17 protein-coding genes are annotated in these 20093 nt (G+C 69.3%); 5 read left to right on the forward strand and 12 right to left on the reverse strand.

Going from position 1 to position 20093, the window contains the following annotated elements:
- Window positions 1-361: 361 nt before the first annotated feature.
- The 6 genes from ACQEVM_RS34135 to ACQEVM_RS34160 form a co-directional block, all read right to left on the reverse strand.
- On the reverse strand, window positions 362-709 hold the full coding sequence (locus ACQEVM_RS34135) for a ferrous iron transport protein A (RefSeq protein WP_433085834.1): 348 nt from the start codon (window positions 707-709) through the stop codon (window positions 362-364).
- An 89-nt stretch (window positions 710-798) separates the two neighbouring features.
- Window positions 799-1788: a ParB/RepB/Spo0J family partition protein gene (locus ACQEVM_RS34140; RefSeq protein WP_433085836.1), complete on the reverse strand. Its 990-nt coding sequence runs from the start codon at window positions 1786-1788 to the stop codon at window positions 799-801.
- The gene (locus ACQEVM_RS34145; RefSeq protein ID WP_433085838.1) at window positions 1785-2969 is read right to left on the reverse strand and encodes a ParA family protein; all 1185 of its coding nucleotides are present in this window, start codon (window positions 2967-2969) and stop codon (window positions 1785-1787) included. Before ACQEVM_RS34145 ends, ACQEVM_RS34140 begins: the two co-directional genes overlap by 4 nt.
- A gap of 679 nt (window positions 2970-3648) precedes the next feature.
- Window positions 3649-4023, reverse strand: a complete 375-nt coding sequence (locus tag ACQEVM_RS34150; protein ID WP_433085840.1) for a DUF6009 family protein — start codon at window positions 4021-4023, stop codon at window positions 3649-3651.
- Window positions 4020-5537: a DNA primase family protein gene (locus tag ACQEVM_RS34155; RefSeq protein ID WP_433085842.1), complete on the reverse strand. Its 1518-nt coding sequence runs from the start codon at window positions 5535-5537 to the stop codon at window positions 4020-4022. The genes ACQEVM_RS34150 and ACQEVM_RS34155 overlap by 4 nt, the downstream gene beginning before the upstream one ends.
- The gene (locus tag ACQEVM_RS34160) at window positions 5534-6637 is read right to left on the reverse strand and encodes a bifunctional DNA primase/polymerase (protein WP_433085844.1); all 1104 of its coding nucleotides are present in this window, start codon (window positions 6635-6637) and stop codon (window positions 5534-5536) included. The genes ACQEVM_RS34155 and ACQEVM_RS34160 overlap by 4 nt, the downstream gene beginning before the upstream one ends.
- A 1730-nt stretch (window positions 6638-8367) precedes the next feature.
- On the opposite strand from ACQEVM_RS34160, the gene ACQEVM_RS34165 reads away from it, so the two are divergent.
- From ACQEVM_RS34165 to ACQEVM_RS34175, 3 genes are all read left to right on the forward strand, one after another.
- Window positions 8368-9453 carry a bifunctional DNA primase/polymerase gene (locus ACQEVM_RS34165; RefSeq protein ID WP_433085846.1) on the forward strand — a complete coding sequence of 362 codons (1086 nt, stop codon included), beginning with the start codon at window positions 8368-8370 and terminating at the stop codon, window positions 9451-9453.
- Window positions 9450-11024 carry a DNA primase family protein gene (locus tag ACQEVM_RS34170; RefSeq protein ID WP_053685109.1) on the forward strand — a complete coding sequence of 525 codons (1575 nt, stop codon included), beginning with the start codon at window positions 9450-9452 and terminating at the stop codon, window positions 11022-11024. The genes ACQEVM_RS34165 and ACQEVM_RS34170 overlap by 4 nt, the downstream gene beginning before the upstream one ends.
- 179 nt (window positions 11025-11203) lie before the next feature.
- Window positions 11204-11581, forward strand: a complete 378-nt coding sequence (locus ACQEVM_RS34175; protein ID WP_267801927.1) for a DUF6009 family protein — start codon at window positions 11204-11206, stop codon at window positions 11579-11581.
- 577 nt (window positions 11582-12158) lie between these two features.
- Here the strand turns inward: ACQEVM_RS34175 and ACQEVM_RS34180 are convergent.
- The 4 genes from ACQEVM_RS34180 to ACQEVM_RS34195 all read right to left on the reverse strand — a co-directional run bounded on the left by ACQEVM_RS34180 (window position 12159) and on the right by ACQEVM_RS34195 (window position 16677).
- Window positions 12159-13118, reverse strand: coding sequence for a ParB/RepB/Spo0J family partition protein (locus ACQEVM_RS34180; protein ID WP_433085849.1), 960 nt, complete (start codon window positions 13116-13118; stop codon window positions 12159-12161).
- A complete protein-coding gene (locus tag ACQEVM_RS34185; RefSeq protein WP_433085851.1) occupies window positions 13115-14392 on the reverse strand; it encodes a ParA family protein in 1278 nt (425 codons plus the stop codon). Before ACQEVM_RS34185 ends, ACQEVM_RS34180 begins: the two co-directional genes overlap by 4 nt.
- A gap of 179 nt (window positions 14393-14571) precedes the next feature.
- On the reverse strand, window positions 14572-15246 hold the full coding sequence (locus ACQEVM_RS34190; protein ID WP_433085853.1) for a ScbR family autoregulator-binding transcription factor: 675 nt from the start codon (window positions 15244-15246) through the stop codon (window positions 14572-14574).
- Between the two features lie 258 nt (window positions 15247-15504).
- Window positions 15505-16677: an FAD-dependent monooxygenase gene (locus tag ACQEVM_RS34195; RefSeq protein ID WP_433086934.1), complete on the reverse strand. Its 1173-nt coding sequence runs from the start codon at window positions 16675-16677 to the stop codon at window positions 15505-15507.
- Between the two features lie 120 nt (window positions 16678-16797).
- Between ACQEVM_RS34195 and ACQEVM_RS34200 the strand changes: the two genes are divergently transcribed.
- Window positions 16798-17622 (forward strand): TetR/AcrR family transcriptional regulator, encoded by an 825-nt coding sequence (locus tag ACQEVM_RS34200; RefSeq protein WP_433085855.1) that lies wholly within the window; start codon window positions 16798-16800, stop codon window positions 17620-17622.
- A gap of 372 nt (window positions 17623-17994) precedes the next feature.
- Here the strand turns inward: ACQEVM_RS34200 and ACQEVM_RS34205 are convergent, their stop codons facing one another.
- Together ACQEVM_RS34205 and ACQEVM_RS34210 are read right to left on the reverse strand one after the other, a co-directional pair.
- On the reverse strand, window positions 17995-18180 hold the full coding sequence (locus ACQEVM_RS34205) for a hypothetical protein (RefSeq protein ID WP_433085857.1): 186 nt from the start codon (window positions 18178-18180) through the stop codon (window positions 17995-17997).
- Between the two features lie 135 nt (window positions 18181-18315).
- Window positions 18316-19092, reverse strand: a complete 777-nt coding sequence (locus tag ACQEVM_RS34210; protein ID WP_433086936.1) for an SDR family NAD(P)-dependent oxidoreductase — start codon at window positions 19090-19092, stop codon at window positions 18316-18318.
- Window positions 19093-19392: 300 nt separating this feature from the next.
- On the opposite strand from ACQEVM_RS34210, the gene ACQEVM_RS34215 reads away from it, so the two are divergent.
- The gene (locus ACQEVM_RS34215; protein ID WP_433085859.1) at window positions 19393-19986 is read left to right on the forward strand and encodes a ScbR family autoregulator-binding transcription factor; all 594 of its coding nucleotides are present in this window, start codon (window positions 19393-19395) and stop codon (window positions 19984-19986) included.
- Window positions 19987-20093 lie beyond the last annotated feature (107 nt).

The following is a 20093-nucleotide window of genomic DNA, read 5'->3' on the forward strand; positions in this document are numbered from 1 at the left end:
CGGGAATAGGCGACGCGCGAGAAGGGTCTTCAGAGCGCCGATCCCGAGACCGCCGGTGTGATGCCATCACCCCTCGCCTGAAAGGGCTTCAGCAGGCCGCACAGCCGCTATCGCCTGCTCTCGGTCGGCTCTGCAGCTGCGAACAGGCCTCTCCGAGCGCGTGTGTGACTCAGTGCTGTAGTCGGTCCGGAGTGTTCCTCTCCCCTGGCCCGATGATGGATGCGGCTGCTCGGGACTTCCGGATCGGCGATGTGTGGTCGGTCGTCTGCCCGTTCACGCCGGCCAGAGTTGAGCGGGGCGTGATGTGGAACGGCACGGCCGCCCGGAAGGCGGCGCTGCGGCCTGTCCATCCGGGGGTCCCTCAGCTCTCCCCCGCGGGTTTCAGGTGTCGACCCCAGATCTGGGCCTTGCGGTAGGGCCCCTCCCCCGCAGTGTCGTACTGCGGCTCGTCGAAGGCCACCCAGTACTTCAGCTCGCCGATGATCGCCTGGGCGTGCTCGTTCGCCTCGGGCGCGCCCGTGGCGTCGATGGTTCCGGGGAATTCGACCTGCCAACCGCCGTTCCCGTTCATGTCACGAACGACGGTGACCCGAGCACCCGCCGGCAGGGCATCCGCCGGCCACTGCCGGCTCAAGGGACGGCCAAGGATGTGCTCGATCGCCTGCCGGTCCGGCAGGGACGCGGGGACGGACGGGGGTGTGTCTGTCATGCCCACCATCTTGTACGAGCCGATTCAGAACGGGCCGAGGTGGGGTGCTAACGCCGTTAGCACCCCACCTCGCCCGCCGGGGAAACCGGTTACCCCTCGCTCCGGGCAGCCAGAAGGCGTTCCAGGAGTACCGCACGCTGCGCCTCGGCCATCCTCTCGAAGACGAGGTCGGCCACCTCATTGCCGTCGTGCCACGGCACCCGCGCTGTACCGGACTCCGGGCTCACAGGTGGTACGTCGTACTGCTCCTCCTGCTTGCCGCTTGTGGCGGTGGAGCGAGCCGGAGCAGGAACCGGGTCGGGGGTGCTAACGGCGTTAGCACCCGGGCCGGCCTTCTTGCGCACCTTGCCGGCGGCACGCTTGGCGAGGGCTCCTTCCGCGGCCGGCTGCTGTTGCTGCGCGGGCAACTGACCGACGTTGCGGGCGATCTCGACCGGGAGGGTGCGGTCCTCGACCTGCTTCTGAAGCTCGGGGGTGAGCTTGAGCAGGGCGATGCGTTGGGTGACCCAAGGGCTGGACTTGCCCAGGGCCCGGGCGACGGCGCGCTGGGATCCGTGGACCTGGACGAGCCGTTCCAGGGCTTTGGCTTCGTCGAGCGGGTCGAGGCTCTCGTGCTGGATGGCGGCCGTGAGGGCGGTTTCCAGGAGGGTGTCGGCGTCCTCTGCGAGAGAGTCGTCGAGGTGGACCGGTACGTCGTCCAGGCCGGCGAGGTTCGCGGCGGCGAGGCGCCGGTTACCGTCCACGACGATGTACGCGGCCGCTCCGACCTTGTCCTCCTGGCCGGGGTGCGCGGCGAGGAAAGCCTGTCGGGTCACGACGGCGAGGGGCTGGATGACGCCTCGCGACGTGAGACTGTCCGCGAGGTCCTCGACGGCCTTGAGTTCCTCACGCGGGTTGTACGGGTTGTGCGCGAGGGCGTCGAGGGCGACACGGAGCGTCCCGGCCTGGCCGACGTGCGCGGCCTCGGCAGCGGGAACGTCCTGCCCGGAGAATCGCGCGAAGGAGGCCGCGCGGCTGCTCATGGGCTGAGCGACCGCGTTGAAGGTGGGGGAGTCCCCCAGCATGTCCGCCTTGCTCACGGGAGTTTCACCCCTCGGGCGATCTTCCTCATCTGGTGGGACTGCTCGCAGTCGGGCGCGTAGTCGAGGAGCGCACGCTGCTTGCGCACGGCTTCGCGCTGCTCCTTCACGTCCGGTACGACGGCGAGGACCGGGGGAGTACCGAGCGACTTCCACTTGTCCAACGAGGACGTCGCGATGTACCCGCGGCGGCTGTCGAACTTGTTGACGACGAGACCCAGCTGTTCGATGACGACGTCGAAGTCCCGCGCGACGGAGTCGATCTGCTGGATGAGCATGCCGTAGGCCTGGGCCGAGGTGTCCTCGGCTTCCACGGGAACGACGAGGCCGGATGAACCGGGCTTCTCACCGTCCCTCTGGCGGCCGTAGGTCAGGGCGGCGTCCATGGCGAGGCCGAGACTGGGCGGCGCGTCCAGGACGATGACGTCGAAGTGCTCTTCGAGGGGTGCGAGGGCACGTTCGAGTGCGGCGTGGCGCAGACCGCGGAACGTGGTGAGGCCCGAGTCGAGGAGGAACGCGTCGAACGCCGCGGGCAGGATCCGCAGTCGGTCGCCGAACCGGTCACCGTCTATGGCGACCGTCAGGTCGAGCAGCGCGTGCTTGGCCTGGTCGCGGTGCAGCATGTGGGTGATGAGGCTTTCCTCGCCGGCGGGGATGGCGGTGAGGCCGAGCTGGTGGGTGAGGTGGCCCTGCGGGTCGTAGTCGACGAGGAGGACGCGCAGGCCTCCGGTCGCCGCGTCGGCCGCTGCGCCGACGGCCGTCGGGTCCTCGGCGAGGGCCTGGGCGAGACCTGCGGAGACGGCGGTCTTGCCGACGCCACCCTTCTGGTTGCAGACGACGATCCGCCGGGTGGTCGCCGTCGCTTCGGCGGGGTTGTCCGCGAGCCAGAGCACCACGGATTGGGCCAGTCCCTGGATGTAGGAGACACCGCGCTCGCGACAGTCGGCCTTGAATTCCTCGTAGAGGCCTTCGGGCAGGTAGGTGCCGAACGAGTCGGCCCCGGCGGTGTTGACGTCGGGCAGTTCGTCGGTGCAGTTCCGCCAGGCGTGGATGCCGTTGGTGACGGCGTCCTGCATGTCGGTCTGCAGCTGTGCCGCGCGGACCTTGAGTGCTTGCTGGAGGTGGGCGGGCAGCTTGGAGACGAGCTTCTCCCGCTCACCTCCCGAGGTGGGAGATGACATGGACGGCAGCATACTGCCGCGCGGACGGTTTCAAGCTGCACGTTAGATGCGTTTTGCCTTGTTTCAACGGTAGTTCCTCCCTCGCTGCTCACGCCGTTAGCGCCTGTGCCGTACCTGCCGAAGAGCGCCAGGGACGTGCGCGCACCGGCGGCCCGACCCTTGGAACCCTGAGAGACAAGGGAGTTGACGGTTCGCCGGCCTTGGGGGTGGGGGAGTCGGCCGCCCGGCCCGCCTGGATCCACTGCCGTGGCTGCCGGGAGGCGTTGCGGTGATGGCCGGAGCCCTCCTGAGGACGTGCCGCGGTGATCTCGCCGCCTCCGCCCTCGCCGGCTCCGATCTGCCCCTGGGGCGCGGATGCCCGCGGTCGGGACGACCCGAGGTCCTCGACGTCGGGCCCTGGCCACGGCGGGGCAAGCGGCACGCGGATCTCACCGTGCACCACACGCGTGTCTCACCGTGAACAGCGAGACGTGCGCGCCGCGTACGAAGGGCCTTGCCACGGCGGAGACCCGGCCGAGCACGGTCCCGCTTCAGTCGCTTTCACGTCACCGCAGATCAGAGCGCTGCAAGCCAGGGATCAGCGACTGAAGCGACTCAAGCACCGGCATGGGTTCTCCCGATGGTCCGTCGGTCCGTCGGTCCGTCGAACCGTCGCCCCGACGGACCGGCGGGACAACCGTCAGAGGTCGGCGGCTTGCGCCGGCCGCTCCGACCGTTCGGTCTTGCGACCCTTGCTCCCGGCCGCCAGCGTGGTGGGGTCGACCGCTTCCGCCGGGGCTCCGGAGGCGTAGAGGCCGTCCGGGACGCTGTCGCGGTCGTGCGGCAGGAGCCAGAAGACACGCCGGCGGAACGTGCCGCTGGACCTGGAGGGCTTGGCTTGCGGCCCGAGTTGGGCGTAGCCGACGAGTCGGCCGTCGCGGTGGTAGGCGGGCTTGCCTCGGCGGGTGGGGAGGCGGTCGAGGGACTGGCGGACGTAGTCGAGCTCCGCGACGTCCTCGAGCCAGATCAGGTCGACTTCGTGACGGATCTCGTCGTCGGAGATGAGCGAGCTCACGCGTTCTCCTCCTCTGCGAGCAGTCCGATGCCGGGGTAGTACTTCTTCGAGTTGGACAAGATCATTTCTTTGGGTGAGGCGAGGCCCACGAGTTCTCGGGCCCGTGCCGCGAAGGCGCGGGAGGAAACGGTGGGCGCGCCCTCATTCTGACACCAGGTGCGGTAGACGCTGTAGAGGCGGGCTTGTTCGGCCCGGTGGTCGGCGTGGAAGGTGCAGCATTCCTCGAAGAAGCGGCCGGTGTGGTCTTCGGTTTCCGCGTATGCGGTGGTCGCGATACGGACGGGGGCGGGTCCGGTGAGGTCCTTCTCACCGGCGAGGTAGCGGCGCGCGCCGTCGATGAGCCAGGCGAGGATGCCGGGACCTTCCTCGGTGACGAGGATGTCGGCGAGGTTGTCGATCTTCCGGTCGTCGGAGACGACCTTCTCGAAGGGGACCAGGCGCATGCGGCGCCAGAACGCGAAACCGCCGGTGCCGACCTCGGGGCGGTGGTTGCCGATGAGCCAGAGCTTGTGGGTGGGCGCGAAGGAGAAGAAGTCCTGCCGCATCCGGCGCGCCTTGATGCGGTCGCCGCCGGTGAGGAGCTTGACGCGGGCCTCGTCGAACTTGTCGCCGGGCTTGACCTCGGAGCAGACGATGACACGCCTGCCGTGGAGCTCGGCGAGTTCGGTGGGGTGACCGTCGAAGGCGCGGGCCATCAGGAATCCGGGCGGCGCCGCGTCCGCGTAATCGCCCAGCAGCTTCATGAGGACGTCGAGGAGGACGGACTTGCCGTTCTTCCCCGCGCCGAACAGAAAGGGCATCACCTGGGCGCCGACGTCACCGGTGATGGAGTAGCCCAGCATGAGGTGGAGGAAGTCGATCATCTCCCGGCCCTCGGTGTCCGCTCCGAAGGTGTCGGTGAGGAAGCGCTCCCAGCGGGGTGTGGGCTGCTGCTTGGGTCCGGTGGACGTCGAGCGGGAGTGGAAGTCCTTGTCGGGCCGGGGGGCCCGCAGGAGTCCGGTGTGCAGGTCGACGATGCCTGCGGGAGTGCACAGCGCGTACGGGTCGGCATCGAGGAGTTCGGCCCTGAGGACCATGCCGGGGGCGGACTTCGCCTGGGTGAGCATGGCGTTCACACCCGAGGTGCTCAGGGCCCGGCGCCGGTGCTTCTGCAGGGACTGGTTGCTGTGGAGCCCGCGGGGGTCGGTGGTGGCGATGGCCTCGGCGAGGTCTCCCGCCGCCCAGACGACGGTGTCGTCCTCGTCGACCTGCCAGCGGGTGGTGTCCCAGCGGTACCAACCCAGGCCCGGGACGTGGCGATAGTCGCCCGCGTACAGCCGTACGAAGAGTTTGGCGTTGCCGCGGTCGCTGAGGGTGTCGGGGAGGAGTCCGGCGGGGGTCGCGTGATCCAGGTGCGCCTGCTCTCCGCCCTGGGCGGGCAGGGGAGGCGGTGGCGCCTGGGCGAGGATCTGCGCGGCGACGGCCTCGGGGTCGAAGTCGAAGAGGAAGCCGTGGGTCTCGGGTGCGGGGTTCACCGGCGGCCTCCAAGGTGCAGGGGGCGCTGTGCGCCGGCGGCGATGCCGCTGCGAATGATCCGGCCGGAACGCTGCTCTTGGCCGGGACGGGCGGCTGCGGCGGCGTCCCGCAGAGCCTCCTGCGCGTCGGAGTCGCTGAGATGGCCCGCGGCAACGAGGCCTCCCAGCGTGTAGGCGGCCCTGTTCAGCTTCTCCGTGAAGCCTGCGCCTTCGGCGAACTGTGCGCAGGACACGACGTCGGCGAGGAGGGCGGTGAGGAGCCGTGAGGTCTTGTCCTGGCCTCCACCGGCCGCGAGGACGGCCTGGCGGGCCCTCGGGGGCACCGGGCGGGGGGCCGGAATGTGGGCGGCGGGCAGGTGTCCGGTCCGCTGGAGTTCCTGGGCGAGCCACGCGGGCAGTGGGGCGGGCCGGCGTACGGACCCGAGAGGCTTGTACGTTCCGGCGGACGTGCTGGTGCCGGGCGCGATGATGTACCCGCCGTGGGCTCGGATGTCGACCTGCCAGGCGAGGGCCCTCTTGCCGGATCCCGTGGAGCACTGCCACCGCCGCCCGTCGGTGGCCCGGTACCAGACGTGCATGCCGCCCGAGGGCGTCTGTACGCGAAGGGTCGACGCGTCGTCGGCGGGGGAGTTCTCGCCTCGGAGCGCCGCCAACACGGCCAGGGAGTGAAAGCCCGTTCGCAGGCCCCGCAGGTCGACGGCGTCACCGACGGGGATCCCGGGGAGGAGCCTGTCGCGGTGGGGGAGTTCGCTCTCGTGGGCGTCGATGTCGATGACGACGATGTCCGCCGGGCCGCAGGCGACGCCGACGCCCAGCGACGGGTTGGTGGTCCACCACTGCTCGATGCGGGAGTAGTCCAGGGTCGCGGCGTGGAAGCCGTGACACCAGCGACCAGCCGGCAGGCAGGGGCAGTCGGTGTGGGTATGGCCTTGTTCGCCGCAGTCGTGGCAGTTGGCAGTGGGGGTTTTGCGACCGGGCGCCAACGGGTGGACTGGCCAGCCGTTGCTGGCGCACCACCGGGCCAGTCTCAGGCCGGCGACTGAGCGCTCAGGGGTGGGCTGCCCTGAGTCGCTGCGAGAAAACCGCAGCTCAGCGGGCATGCACTTCCTCTCACAGCGACTGAAGCGACTCAACAACGAACACAGCCTAGCGAAGTCGGTGGGGAAGCGGGCGCAGCGTGTCGCGGCTATCTGGCTCGGCGTGTCGCTGCACGACCGTTGGGTCTCTCCCCAGCGACTGAAGCGAAGGACGGAGCGACCCAACGGTTTCAGTCGCTTGAGTCGCTCTCAGAAGAATCGCAGGTCACAGGCCTACAGCAGCACCAACAGCGACTGAAGCGACTGAAGCCCCCTATATATGACGCACACGCGCACACATGAATGTCTTCATATACCTGAAGTTGAGTCGCTTCAGTCGCTGATTGGGTGCGTGGAGGTGCTCTGAGCTGCAGTTTTCTGGAGCGACTGAAGCCAGCGACTGAACTTTTTCCGGGTCTCCGTCCGTGAAGAGGCCGACTCCGGGGCGATCCTGCGGTCCCGGGCTTCGATCGGGACCCCCACGGAACGCCGGGTGAACGGAATTTGACATTCCAGTCCCTTCAGTCCCTCCGGTCCCTCACTCCTTCCCACGAGAACCCTCTGACCTGCGTCGATGGAGGCGGTACTGCCCAGGGGCCGAACGCACCCAGGGAGTGAACTCGGCCTCGGAGGCGCGCGGGCGGCCTCGACAGTCCCTCGGGCGCCCCCGGCACTGCCCTGGACTCGGGAACCCGGCAGGGGGCAGGTCCGGCGCCCCGCCTCCACCGGCAGGGCTCATCGGGGTCCCCCTGCTTCGGGCCACCGCGGACCTGTGACTGCCGGTCAATCCCCCATCGAAGGGCCCCGAAAGCTCCCTGAAGCCCTCTGTGGGGCCCTCGGGGCCGTAGGGGGCGCTCGTGGACTCCCCGGCGGGTCGGGTGCCGGTAGGGCCTCAGGGGGGCCTTCCAGGGCTCTGGGTCCATGGCGGGGTCCGAGCCTCGCGAAGCCGGGTGCGCTCAGGGTCTGACGGACTGTCCGAGGGAGGGCCCGGGGACGTTCCTGGAGGGTTCCGGAGGGCCCACCCCCTCCCTCGGTACCCGCTCCCCCCGGAACAGGTACTGAACGCGGGTGGGACCCCTTCGGTCCCTGTCGCTTTAGTCACTGCATAAACCTGCTGGTCAGCGGCTCCTCCCTCGTCGTTCAGGGACTGGAGGGACTCAATTTCGCAGTTATGAGCCACCCAGGAATACAGGACCTCTTGCTTACGCCTGCACATGTACACACACGCATGAGAAGTGGAAGTACCAACTTTGAGTCCCTTCAGTCCCTCCGGGTGGATCTCAACCTCTCTGACCTGCGACTTTTCCAAGGGACTGAACAGGTAGGGACTGAACCGGAGTCGAAGCGCTTCAGTACCTGACGCCGACTGGCTCCGCTCGGAAGCACACTGCGGGGCCGGCCGAGTCGGGAGGGACTGACGGGAGAGGCCTCACCGGAGCCTGACTGGAGGATGGAACGAGCCGTGAGCCCGAACCCCTCGGTGAACGGCAGCGACACGCCCGGGAGTCGTTCACCTTCAGGGCAAGATTTTTTCCGGATGAACCTGCCTAAAACTCCAGGTACTGAGGGACTGAAGGGACTGAACTCTCAATACAGCGGCAAAATCAACCTGAGTCTCCCCGGACTCTGGGGTAACCTCCGCGATAGTGAATCTTCAGTCCCTCTGGTCCCTGAACTGCAGGTGAGAACGCACTTCGGGGGACCGGCACCGGGACAGCAACAACCGTTCCTCACATCGCGTCAAGGAAGAGCCAGTGCCCGTCCATTCCGAGAACCCGCCACAAGAGGTGCGCGGCGGGACAGCACTGGACGTGGCGCTCTGGATGGCCCTCAGGGGCTACCCCGTGCACCCTCTGGCCCCGGGGACCAAGACACCCGCACCGAACTGCTCGGACTGCCGAACGGCCCGACACGCGCCTCAGGACTGCCCCTGCCGCTCCCGGGGAGGTTGGTGCCACGGTTTCCACGCGGCGACCACGGACCCCGACACGGTGCGCCGGTGGTGGGGGACCGATCCGGAACCCGGCATCGGAGTCTCCTGTGGACCCGCGGGGCTGGTCGTCGTCGACGTCGATGCCCACGGGGCGACGGTCCCGGACCGAGGGAAACTGCTGCCGGGCATCCCCATCGACGACCGCGTCGACCTGACCGGACTGGAGAGCGGATACGACACCCTGGCGCTGCTGGCCGCGTACAGGTCCGCGCCCAACCCCTGCGAGGACACGTCGACGTTGCGTGTCCGTACGCCCTCCGGAGGGATGCACATCTGGTACCGGGCAGCCCAGGACGGCCCCCGCTTCCGCTGCTCCAGCGGATCGAGTTCCAGGGTGGCGCTCGCCTGGCAGGTCGACGTCCGTGCCGTGGGCGGGTACATCGTGGCCCCCTCGACGCGTACCGTCGCCGGAGTCTACGAACCGCTGCCCGGAGCCCGCGTGCCGGCCGCCCTGCCCCTGTGGCTCTCCGCCGAACTCGTCCGAACCGGTCACCGTGTGGACGCCCCACCCGTTCCGCAGGAGCCCCCCGTGCCAGGGGCGAAGGCCGCGGCCTCCCGCGGTCACCGACAGGACGGACAGCGCGTGCTGGCCTCTCTCCTCGACGAGGTCCGCTCCTGCGGAGCGAGCCGCGAGGGAACGGCGTTCAGCGAGAAACTCAACCGGGCCGCGTTCACCGCCGGAGGACTGGCGGCGGCGGGCCACATCACCGAGGCGGAGGCGCGGCGCTCGCTCCTCGAAGCCGCGGAGCACGCCCGGCCCCACCAGCCACGCCGCATCGCACTCATCGTCGAAACAGGGCTGCGCGCCGGAAGCGATCGACCGATCCACCCCAAGGGACGTCCATGAGCAGCGCTGGAAGCACGGGGTTCAACGCCCAGGCAGCGGCGGAACAGCTCGCCGCGTTCACCACGGACACCGCGACGCCGGGCCGACGCCTGCCCGCTCAGCAGAGCGGAGCTCCCGGCGCGGGCGCCGACTTCATCCAAGCGGGCCTCCTGCACAACCTCACCGACCGCGGCAACGCCAAACTCTTCGCCTACCTCCACCACAACCGTTTCCGGCACGTCGAAGGCCTGGGTTGGTACGTCTGGGACGAGTACCGGTGGAAGCGCACCGGCGGCGAGAAGGCCGCGATCTGGGCGGCCGGGGACATGGCGGAGGACCTGCCCGCGCACGACCCCCGCGGCGTGTTCACCGATCGGGAACTGGCCCAGCACCGCAAGCGCACCATGTCGACGTCGGGTGTGAAGGCCATGCTCACGCAGGCCAAGGCCTCACCCGAACTCGCCCTGGACCCGGACACCCTGGACGGCGACAAGTACGCGCTGTGCACGCCCGCCGGCGTCGTGGACCTTCGTACCGGCGACCTCCACAAGCCCAACCCGACCCGCGACCTGCACTCCCGCGCCACCCACCTGGCGCCCGAGGCCATGCCCACGCCCCGGTTCCACACGTTCCTCAAGCAGACCTTCGGCGACGACGACAAGGGCAAGGAGATGATCCACTTCCTTCATCTCCTGCTCGGCTACTCCATCACCGGTGACGTCGGCGGGCAGGTGCTGCCCTTCCTCTACGGAGTCGGTGCGAACGGCAAGTCGGCCCTGCTCGACGTCGTCATCAAGATCCTCGGCGACTACGCGGACGTGGCACCGCCCGGCTTCCTGATGGAACGCGGCAAGTTCAACGAGCACTCCACCGAGCTGACCGAACTCCACGGACGGCGGCTGTTCGTGTGCAGCGAACTCAAGCCGCACGACAAGTTCGACGAGGCGCGTGTCAAACTCCTCACCGGTGGGGATCGCCTCAAGGCCCGCCGCATGCGGCAGGACTTCTTCAGCTTCGAGCCCACCCACAAGCTGTGGCTCCTGGGCAACCACCGCCCGGAGGTCGGCACCGGAGGCCATGCCTTCTGGCGCCGGATCCGGCTCATCCCCTTCGAGAAGGTCGTTCCCGACCATCGGAAGATCGACAACCTGGCGGAGGCGCTCGTGCAGGAGGAGGGACCGGGGATCCTCCACTGGATGATCCAGGGGGCCAAGGCCTACCTCGCCGGCAAACCGCCCTTGACCGGCCCCAACGTCGTGCGCGCGGCCACCCAGGCCTACGCCACGACCGAGGACCACATCGGGCGGTTCCTCCTGGAGTGCTGCACCACCGGTGCGCACCTCGCCGAACCCCGTGATCTCAAGGTCGAGCAGGGAGCCCTCTACCGCGCCTACAGTGCCTGGTGCCTTGATGGGGAGGGCCTGCGCCCCGCCACCACGCGGGCGTTCGCCACACGCATCCGAGCCGAGGCGGGCGTCGCCTCGCCCAACGAGATGCTCCGTTCTAACGGCCAGAAGTTCTACCCGGGGCTCGCCCTCCTGGCCGACGAGGAGCAGGTTCCGCGTGACGCGATCAGGGCAAGCACGACGTGACTGGCCGACGTGTGCCGCCGCCTCGGGACGGGCACCCCTACGATGGACAAGGACGATGAACACACCCACCCACCGACGGAGACCCTCGCGGTCCTGTCGCATATCGGCATCGGCGCCGCGAGCGGCGCGGAGAGACCAGGGGCCCGGAGGGCCGACGTGAACGAGGAAGGACTCAGGCCATGAGCTCGCTACTGACAGCCAGCGATCTCGCCCACGAGGTCAAAGTGGTGTGGCTGGAGGACCCTGAAGAGCTCGACTACGTCCGACAGGCCCTGGACAAGACCCCCCGCCGTCGGGGAAAGCCGCGCTACCACCGTGACGGACGCATGATCGGTTTCACCGAACTCGGCGAGACGGCGGAAGCCGATCCGGACAGCGGCCTGCAGAAGCGGCGTGTGTTCTACCTCCTGCCGCACGATCGGGACGCCGAGCCCGAGGGTCTCTATCGGGAAGGCGCTCCGGGCGAGGCCGTCGACCCGCGCACGATCGAGCCCAGGCAGGTGGGAAGGAAGACCGAACGCTCACAGCGAGGGCTCTCCGCACCCACCGTTGCCTGACTTCGGTCCCTCCGGTCCGTCTCCCTTGGCGGGAATCCCGTCTCACCTGCCGGCGTGGAACGCTCTGACCTGACGTTTCTCGGGGCCATGTCCGTGTCTCGCCCAGGAGACGGTTGGCTGAAACGCGTTGAGGTCAATGGCGAATTTCAGTCCCTTCAGTCCCTTGGGACCCTGCGGAGCGGAACGTCTGGAAGGCGACGTCGACGTGGTCGACGTCGGTGAACGCGACCAGGAGGCTCGTGGCACGGGCGCCGCGGTGAAGCCGAAGCGGACGCGGGTCTCGATGACCGGGCCGGTGGTACGAGCCGCCTTGTTCCGGGCGCGGGGTTTTGATCCGGTCCCTGGCATGGCGCGCTGGCGGTGCCGGGCGATGGGGTACTGATCGGATGTCGGGGCGCACTTGTTCATCTTGCGGTGCATGTGGAGGCGGGGGGCTCACCGTTAACGCCGTTAACGCCGTTGACGGGGGAGTCGCCGGTACGCGGGCCCCGGCGGCTGGACGCGTGGGCTGAGCCTGAGGGCCGTTAACGGCGTTAACGCCGTTAACGGCGCCGGCGCCCCCGGCGTGGGCGCGGCATCAGATACGGGTCATCAGCAGCTCCGTGACGGTCTTGAGGTCGTCGGGTGTGAGGTGGGCGGTGAGGGCGTCCGCGATGGTCTCCGGGGAGTGCGTGGAGATCGTGATGCGGGGGGAGCCGGTGACTGACTCGGGCGCTGTCGGTGCTGCGGGCGCTGCCGGTGCTGCGGGGGGCTTGACGGCGTTAACGGCGTTAACGCCGTTGACGCCGTTGACGGGAGCGGGCGTCGCACGGGTGCGCTGGCGTGGGGGATTGACGGCGCCGGCGGCGTCGCTCGCCGCCGCTGCCTGCTCCTCCTGGGGGAGGCGACCGATACGGCGGGCCGGTTCCACCTTGAGCTCGCCGGTTTCCACCTTCTCCTGAAGGGTGGGCGTGAGGTTCAGCAGCGTCAGGCGCTGGGAGACCCAGGCCGGAGTCTTGCCGAGCCGCCTGGCCACCTGGGCCTGCGAACCGTGGACGTCGACGAGTTCCTGGAGCGCTCGGGCCTGGTCCATGGGTGCCACGTCGACCCGGTGCACGTTGGCGATCAGTGCGGATTCGAGGATGTCCGCCGCCGACGCGGACAGGGCGTCGTTGACGTGGATGTGCATGGTCTTGAGGCCGGCCAACTGCGCGGCCGCGAGCCGCCGGTTCCCGTCGATCACCACGTACGGGGCGCGGCCGAGGCCATCGGTCTGGCCCGGGTGGGCCTCCATGAACGCCATGCGGGTGGCGACCGCGAGGGGCTGGAGTTGGCCGCGGGAGACCAGGGACTGGGCCAGTTCGTCCAGCTCGGTCAGGTCCTCGCGGAGGTTGAACGGGTTGTGTGCCAGCGCCTCGATGGGTACCTCGGAGGGCGGGACGACCCCGGAGGTGGGGGCGCCCGTGGCCTCCGCGATTGCGGCGCGGCGGGAGCTGACACCTGCCGGCTGGGCTCGCGCGAAGGATGCCGAGACTCCGAGTTTGTCGGCCTTGCTCATGAGATCTCCCTGGCGAGCGCGCGCAGGGCGACCGCCTGGTCGCCCTTGGGGGCGTAGACGAACAGTGGCTGCTTGACCCGTACGGCCTCGCGCTGTTCCTTGAGGTCGGGGACGATGGCGACGACCCGCGGATCCTTTATGTCCATCCAGGCCTGGAGGGACGAGGTCGCGATGTAGCCGCGTCGCCCGTCGTAGAGGTTCACGACGAGGCCGAGGTAGTCGATGTCGAGGCTGAGGTCGTCGCGCAGATCGTTGATCTGGGAGGTGAGCAGGTCGTACGCGTCAGCCGAGGAGTCCTCTGCCTGTACGACGATCAGCGCGCCGGAGGCCCCGGACTGTTCGGCGTCGCGGCGGCGTCCGTAGTAGATGGCGGCGTCCATGCTGAGGCCGAGGCTCGGGGGGCAGTCGATGAGGATGACGTCGTAATCGGCCTCGACGGGGGCGAGGGCGCGTTCGAGGGCGGCCTCGCGGGCGCGGACGGTGGAGAGACGGACGTCGAGGAGGAAGGCGTCGGTGCAGGCCGGAAGGATGTGCAGCCGGTCGCCGAAACGCTCGTCCGGGATGGGGACGATCAGGTCGGCGAGCGGGCCCTTCGCCTCGCCGGCCATGTGGCAGGTCAGGCTGTCCCCGCCGATGGGGAGCGGCTGTCGACCGAGCTGCTTGGTGAGGTGGCCCTGCGGGTCGAAGTCCACGAGCAGGACGCGCATGCCCAGGCCCGGGAGGTCTTCGAGGTCGAGGGGCGTGGTCGGCAGCGGCTGCTGTGCCTCGTACGTGGCCTCGCCGTCGACCTGGACCGGGGAGCGACGGGCCAGTTGGCGGGCGACGCGGACCGGGTGGAGGGTGGCGGGATCCTCGGCGAGGGCTTCTGCCGTGCCGGCGGTGACGGCGGTCTTGCCGACGCCGCCCTTCTGGTTGCAGACGACGATGCGTCGTACGACGGAGGGCCGCTTCACCGTGGGAGCCGGGTTCATCTCCAGCCAGAGCCGGACGGCTTGGGCGAGACCCTGGATCAGGGAGACGCCGCGGTGCTTGGAGTCGGTACGGAAGGACTCCCACTGGCCGGCGGGCAGCCAGGTGGAGAACGACTCGGCACCGGAGGTGTCGACGGGGGACGGTGCCGAGGCGAGGGCGCTCCAGTGGGCGATGCCCTGGTGGACGGCGTCCTGGATGTCGACCCGCAGTTGAGCGGTGCGGATCTTCAATTCCTGGCGCAGCCACGGCGGGAGCTTGGAGACGACCTTCTCTCGGTCGCTCTGGGAGGAGGGTGAAGTCATGAGAGGGACTTTACTAACGTTCCAGGGTGTTCGTGAGCGCCACGCTTGGGTTTTGCTAACGAAACGATACGCAGTGGCCTTCTTCAGGCCCGGGCACGTGACAGGGCGGCCTCGCACACGCCGTGGCGAGCACCCCCGTGGTTCACCACGGCGCGTGCGAGGCCGCCCTGGATACGCAGTCAGCCGACCTGGTCCGCAGGGGAGTCCGGGTTCGGAAGACCGAGTTGGGCCCGGCACTCGGGCGAGCCTGCCGGGTCGAATGCGGAAATGCGGTGCGCGGGCGTGATGCCGGGGAGGAGGAACGTCCACAGGTCGGAGATCCGGGCGTGGAGGTCCTCGCGGGTGGTGCGGACGTAGGAGGTGACCTGGATGCCGGTGAACGAGCCGATGAGGAGGGTCGAGAGGTCGGTGACGTCCAGCGCGGGGAGTACGTCGCCCGCCTGCTGGGCCGGCGTCAGCAGGGTGTGGGCGGTGTTCATCCACGTGTTGTACGGCGTCGAGTCCGGGTGGGTGAACGAACCGAACTCGATGACCAGGCGGATGCCCGCCCGGATGCGGACGTTGGTGCGCAGGCCGTGTGCCATCTGGTGCGTGACGTCGATGGCGGTCTGGAGGCCGGGGCTCTCGATGGCCGGGAGGTCGTCGGACACCTGGAACTGTTCGTCCATCAGGGTGCGGGCGAGGGCTTCCTTCGACTGGAAGTGGAAGTAGAGGGCGCCCTTGGTGACTCCGGCGTGCTTGACGACGTCGCTGAGGCTGGTGCCGTGGAAGCCGGCGTCGTCGAACGCGATGGCCGCGCCGTCTAGGATCGCCTGCCGGGTGACCTCGGCGCGTTCCTGTCTGACCCTGGCCACGTGTGTCTCCTGATGCTGTCCGGTCGTCCGACCGATCGTGCTGCTGTGGTGGGTGGTGCGGGTGGGGCTGTCTGGCCAATCTAGCGGGGTGGGAACAAAGAAAACCAGTCGACAAGTACTTTTTCACGGAGCGGGGTGACGGTCTGTGGGGGCTTGATCGGGTTCGACCCGGTCCTCTTCGACGGAGCGGAGAGGGTGGGCACCGTTAACGGCGTTAACGGCGTTAACGCCGTTAAGTGGAGTGAGGCCTTCCGACAGTCAGGGCGTGTGCGCGCTCGCCCCGGTGGGCGCGGGGTATTCCGGGAGCGCGAGCGTGCTGACCTTCTGGCCCTGCTTCAGCATCCAGGCCAGACAGCGGGGTCGGCTGAGAACGGTGTTGCGCAGGCGCAGTCCGAGTCGGGTGGCGGGGGCCAGAAAAGGGCCCGTACGGTCGCCACCGCGTTGGCAGCCCTCGGCGTACGGGCGGACCAGGGACTCGTAGCGGGCGAAGGCGGCTTGGTGGTTTCCGGGGGTGCGGGCGAGTTCGGAGGCCAGAACGTACGCGGCCACGATCCCGGTCCCGGTGCCCATTCCGCCGATCGTCGCCCCGCAGGCGGCGTCTCCGACGAGGGCCACCCTTCCGGCGGACCAGGTGTCGACGTCGGCTCGGCTGATGGAGTCGAAGTACAGGTCCGGGGTTTCGTGGAGGGTGGCGAGGAGCTCGCGGGTCCTCCAGGGGAGGGGACTGAAGGCGCGGGTGATGTGTTCCTTCCGGGCGCGGTGGTCGTGGCGGTCGTACGACACGGGCGGCGAGGCGAAGACGAAGAAGGCACGGTCGGCGGTCGTGGACGCCAGCCGGCCCGGAACGTTGTAGCCGGTACTGCCGGGGCGGGGGAGGTCAAGGCGGGTCGGAAGGGACCAGGATGCGGCGTGGTAGCCGAGGTGCCTGACGTACTGCTCCTCCGGGCCGAAGGCGAGCCGACGGATGTGGGAGTGCAGGCCGTCGGCGCCGATGACGAGATCGAAGGTGCGGGGTGGGGAGTGGCGGAAGGTGACCTGCACGCCGGTGGCGGTCTCGGTGAGGCCGGTGACGGAGTCGCCGAAGACGTACTCGGTGGTGGGGCGTGAGGCTTCGTACAGCACCCGCGAGAGGTCCCCGCGGAGCACCTCGATGTCCCCGCCGGCGAACTCCGCAGGGAGGTGGAGGAGTTCGTTGTCGTCCTGGTCGACGAAGGTCATGGGGCTGCCGCCGGTCTGGATGCGGCGGAGCGCGTCGAGGATGCCCATGCGTTCCAGGACGGTGAGATGGGTGGTGCCGCGGAAGTCGACGGCCTGGCCACCCGCGCGGAGAGCCGGGGCGATCTCGACGACCGTGGGGCGGAAACCGTGGCGGCCCAGCCAGTGGGCGAGGGCGGGTCCGGCGATGCTCGCGCCGGAGATGAGGACCGTCATGGGGGGCTGGGGGTGTCGGGACACGGGGTCTCCTTGGATGAGCACATTACTGCGTCCGGTGGACGCAGTTCGTTCCGTGTACGGTAGACGCAGTTTTCGTGCGAACGCAAGGAGATGGCGATGTCCGGCGAAGAGTGGGGCGCGGCGGTGCGCTTGCTGTGGGGGCCGCCGACCAGCCCCGCGCGCGGGCCTAAGCGGGGCCTCACGCTGGAGGGCATCGCGGGGGCGGCCGGCCGGATCGCCGACACGCAAGGGCTGGGCGGCGTGTCGATGCAGCTGGTGGCCGGCGAACTGGGGGTCACCAAGATGGCCCTCTACCGGTACGTGCCGGGGAAGTCGGAGCTGGTCGCGCTGATGGTGGAGTCGGCGATGCCCGAACCGCTTCTGCTGGACGAGGCCTTGGCGGGCGCCGACGGATGGCGGGGCGGGCTCGAAGTCTGGGCGCGGGGCCTGCTCGCCGGATTCCGGGAACACCCGTGGTTGCTGGAGGCGACCGTGGGGGCGCGGGTGATGGGGCCGAAGGAGATCGGCTGGATGGAGCGCGCCCTCGTGGCGCTCGACGGGTGCGGTCTGAGCGGGGCCGAGGCCATGGACACGGTGGTGTTGGTGGCGGGCCACGTCCGCGGGATCGCCGAGCAGGAGCGGGCAGCGAGGGGCGGGGCGAGTGATCCGGGTGTAACGAGTGGTCCGGATGGAACCCGCGGTGCGTATGCGGAGAGTGGTGCGTATGCAGAGAGTGGGCCGGATGCTGCGAGTGGGCCGGATGCGATGCTCGGGAGGGTGCTGGGTGAGGTGATGCGCGAGCACGGGGAGAGGTACCCGGCGTTGTGTGCCGCCTTGGCCTCGGTCGCGGAGCACGGGGGGCAGGACCAGGCGCTGGAGTTCGGGCTGGAGCGGATCTTCGACGGTGTGGGCTTGCTGGTGGAGCGGCGGACCCGGGGCTGAGGCGGGCAGGGCTGGTCGCGCGCGGACGGAGGGGCCCGGGCGGCAGGGATGCGACGGACGGGCACGCGCCGTTCGGGGCGGTCGTGTTCGGGGCGTTCGCACCGCGCGGGGCGGGGGCCGTGGGCGTGGCTGCTGAGCGGATGCGGGAGTTCGTGGTGCCGGTGCTGCTGCCGCCGGTGAGGGAGTTCAGGGGACTGGACGGGGAGCGGGCGCGGCGCCTTCGACGGGAAGCGGGAACGCTCTCGACCGAAGTCGGCGTTAACGGCGTTAACGCCGTTAACGCTCTTGGCGGTCTTGCCTGGGGCGCGTTGGCGTTTCGGACGCGCAAGGTGGGCGGGGCGGTGGGTGCGGGCGCTGGGGAGGGGCCGGGCCTCAGGCGATGCCACCAAGGGGCGGATCGTTAACGGCGTTAACGCCGTTAACGATCCGACTGCCACGTCGTCCGGCAGCGACTGCGGGGCGCCCGCGGTGAGCTGAGCATCGTAGGTGTGCACCGCGACCGACCGGGTGCCGCACCAGATCGGACAACGTCCACTCGGGGCAGGTCGCCGCCCGCACATCGAGGTCGGGCGCGCAGGCGATTGCGGCGCGGAAGGCGGTCGTTCGTCGATCGTTCGTCTATCAGCAGCGGCTGTTGCGGCTGAGGCGCGGCTGAGGCGCGGCGGATCCGGCGGTCACGGGCGGGCGATCATCTCAGCGGGTGGTCCAGCCGCCGTCCACGGAGAGGGTGGTGCCGACCACGAACGAGGCGCGGTCGCTGCAGAGCCAGGCAGCGGCCTCCGCGATCTCCTGGGGCTCCGCGATGCGGGGCAGCGGCGCCGAGTTCAGGAGCATCTGCTCGACCTCGGGGTTCTGCTGGAGCCAGGTGTCGATCATCTCGCTGCGAGTGGATCCGGGTGCGATGGCGTTGATGCGGATGCCGTGCGGCGCGTACTCGCAAGCGGCTGCCTTGGTCATGCCGACGACCGCGTGCTTCGAGGCGACGTAGGGGGCGGCGACGGGCGTGGCGACCAGCCCTGCGGTGCTGCTGTTGTTGACGATGGAGCCGCCGCCGGTGGTCAGCATGGCGCGGATCTCGTGGCGCATGCAGTTCCATACCCCGCGGACGTTGGTGTCCATGATGGTGTCGTAGACGTCCTCGTCGAGTTCGTGCATGGGCGCCGGAAGCGCACCGACACCCGCGTTGTTGAAGGCGGCATCCAGCCGGCCGAACGAGGTGACGGCAGCCTCGACGGCGCGTGCCACGTCCCGGGAATCACGGACGTCGGCGACCACGTACTGGACCTGGTGGCCGGCGGCGCGCAGTTCGTCGGTCAGCGTGGCCAGCGGGTCCTCGCGGCGGGACACGAGGGTCACGGAGGCGCCCTCACGACAGAACACCCGGGCGGCGGCTGCTCCGATACCGGCGCTCGCTCCCGTGATCAGTGCTGATTTCCCAGCCAAAAACCGACTGCTGTCGTCCCCCGTCATCACGTCGCGACCGTAGCACGGCGAGGGGTGCCGGAAGGGGGGCGGAGGGTAGGTGGCACGAACCTGTCATGACAGCCGATTGTGCTGGTTGGAGGCTTGCGAAGGTCGGGACGGTGCACGAGGTCGCGAGTGCCCCTGCTGGGAGGGTGGGCGCGGCGCTCCAATCGGCCGGAGGTGTTCACTCCGGTACGAGTCCGGCCAACCTCCAGTGCACCCGCCGACCGTGGCACCAAGATCTCGTGGCCCTTTGTGTAAATCGAGGGTGCGATGAATGCGGCGAGTGCGGTGTGTGGAGCCTCCATGATCAAGAAGGAGCGTGCGGCTCGCACGCGCGAAACGTTGGTGCGTGCTGCCGCGCAGGTCTTCGCGGAGGAGGGGTTCGCGGCAGCGTTGGTCTCGGCGATCAGTCGCCGGGCGGGGGTGACCGCCGGTGGCCTGCACTTCCACTTCGCGAGCAAGACCGAGATCGCCCGGGCCGTCGAGGAACGTGCGGCGGATGCGGTTGCCCGGATCGCCGACGCGGAGCGGGCGGTGGGCCATCCGGTGCGGGTGTTGGTCGATTCGACGGCCGAGCTGATGGAACTGCTCGCGCAGGACGTCGTGGTGCGGGCCGGCTTCGCGCTGTCGGCCGACTCCTCCCACGAGAGTCGGGTGGACCTGCGCGGGCAGTGGCGGCTGTGGGTGGAGGAGTTGCTGGCGGCGGCGGAGCGGGGCGGGATGCTCGCGGAGGGTGTGTCCTCGCAGGACGCGGCGCGGGCGGTGGTGGCCTCGACCGTCGGGCTGGAGGTGTTGAGCGCGGCCGAACCGGAGTGGGTGGCGCCGCAGACCCTCGCGCGGATCTGGGGGTTGGTTCTGCCGCGATTGCTGGCGGGTGAGGAACTCGAAGCAGACTAAACGGTCTGTTTGATGGACCCTTTGAAGGGCGTTTCTCGCCTCGGGTGCTCGCCATTGAGGGGTGGAAACTCCCGGTCTGCTCCTGGAACTCCCGTGAACTCGCAGGT

The organism is Streptomyces sp. CA-243310 (assembly GCF_050936775.1).
Taxonomy (GTDB): domain Bacteria; phylum Actinomycetota; class Actinomycetes; order Streptomycetales; family Streptomycetaceae; genus Streptomyces.

Bases quoted from the DNA above. Each gene is read 5' to 3' on its own strand.
- ACQEVM_RS34135 (WP_433085834.1), bottom strand. From the start codon at position 709: ATGACAGACACACCCCCGTCCGTCCCCGCGTCCCTGCCGGACCGGCAG.
- ACQEVM_RS34145 (WP_433085838.1), bottom strand. From the start codon at position 2,969: ATGTCATCTCCCACCTCGGGAGGTGAGCGGGAGAAGCTCGTCTCCAAG.
- ACQEVM_RS34160 (WP_433085844.1), bottom strand. From the start codon at position 6,637: ATGCCCGCTGAGCTGCGGTTTTCTCGCAGCGACTCAGGGCAGCCCACC.
- ACQEVM_RS34170 (WP_053685109.1), top strand. From the start codon at position 9,450: ATGAGCAGCGCTGGAAGCACGGGGTTCAACGCCCAGGCAGCGGCGGAA.
- ACQEVM_RS34175 (WP_267801927.1), top strand. From the start codon at position 11,204: ATGAGCTCGCTACTGACAGCCAGCGATCTCGCCCACGAGGTCAAAGTG.
- ACQEVM_RS34180 (WP_433085849.1), bottom strand. From the start codon at position 13,118: ATGAGCAAGGCCGACAAACTCGGAGTCTCGGCATCCTTCGCGCGAGCC.
- ACQEVM_RS34185 (WP_433085851.1), bottom strand. From the start codon at position 14,392: ATGACTTCACCCTCCTCCCAGAGCGACCGAGAGAAGGTCGTCTCCAAG.
- ACQEVM_RS34195 (WP_433086934.1), bottom strand. From the start codon at position 16,677: ATGACGGTCCTCATCTCCGGCGCGAGCATCGCCGGACCCGCCCTCGCC.
- ACQEVM_RS34200 (WP_433085855.1), top strand. From the start codon at position 16,798: ATGTCCGGCGAAGAGTGGGGCGCGGCGGTGCGCTTGCTGTGGGGGCCG.
- ACQEVM_RS34210 (WP_433086936.1), bottom strand. From the start codon at position 19,092: ATGACGGGGGACGACAGCAGTCGGTTTTTGGCTGGGAAATCAGCACTG.
- ACQEVM_RS34215 (WP_433085859.1), top strand. From the start codon at position 19,393: ATGATCAAGAAGGAGCGTGCGGCTCGCACGCGCGAAACGTTGGTGCGT.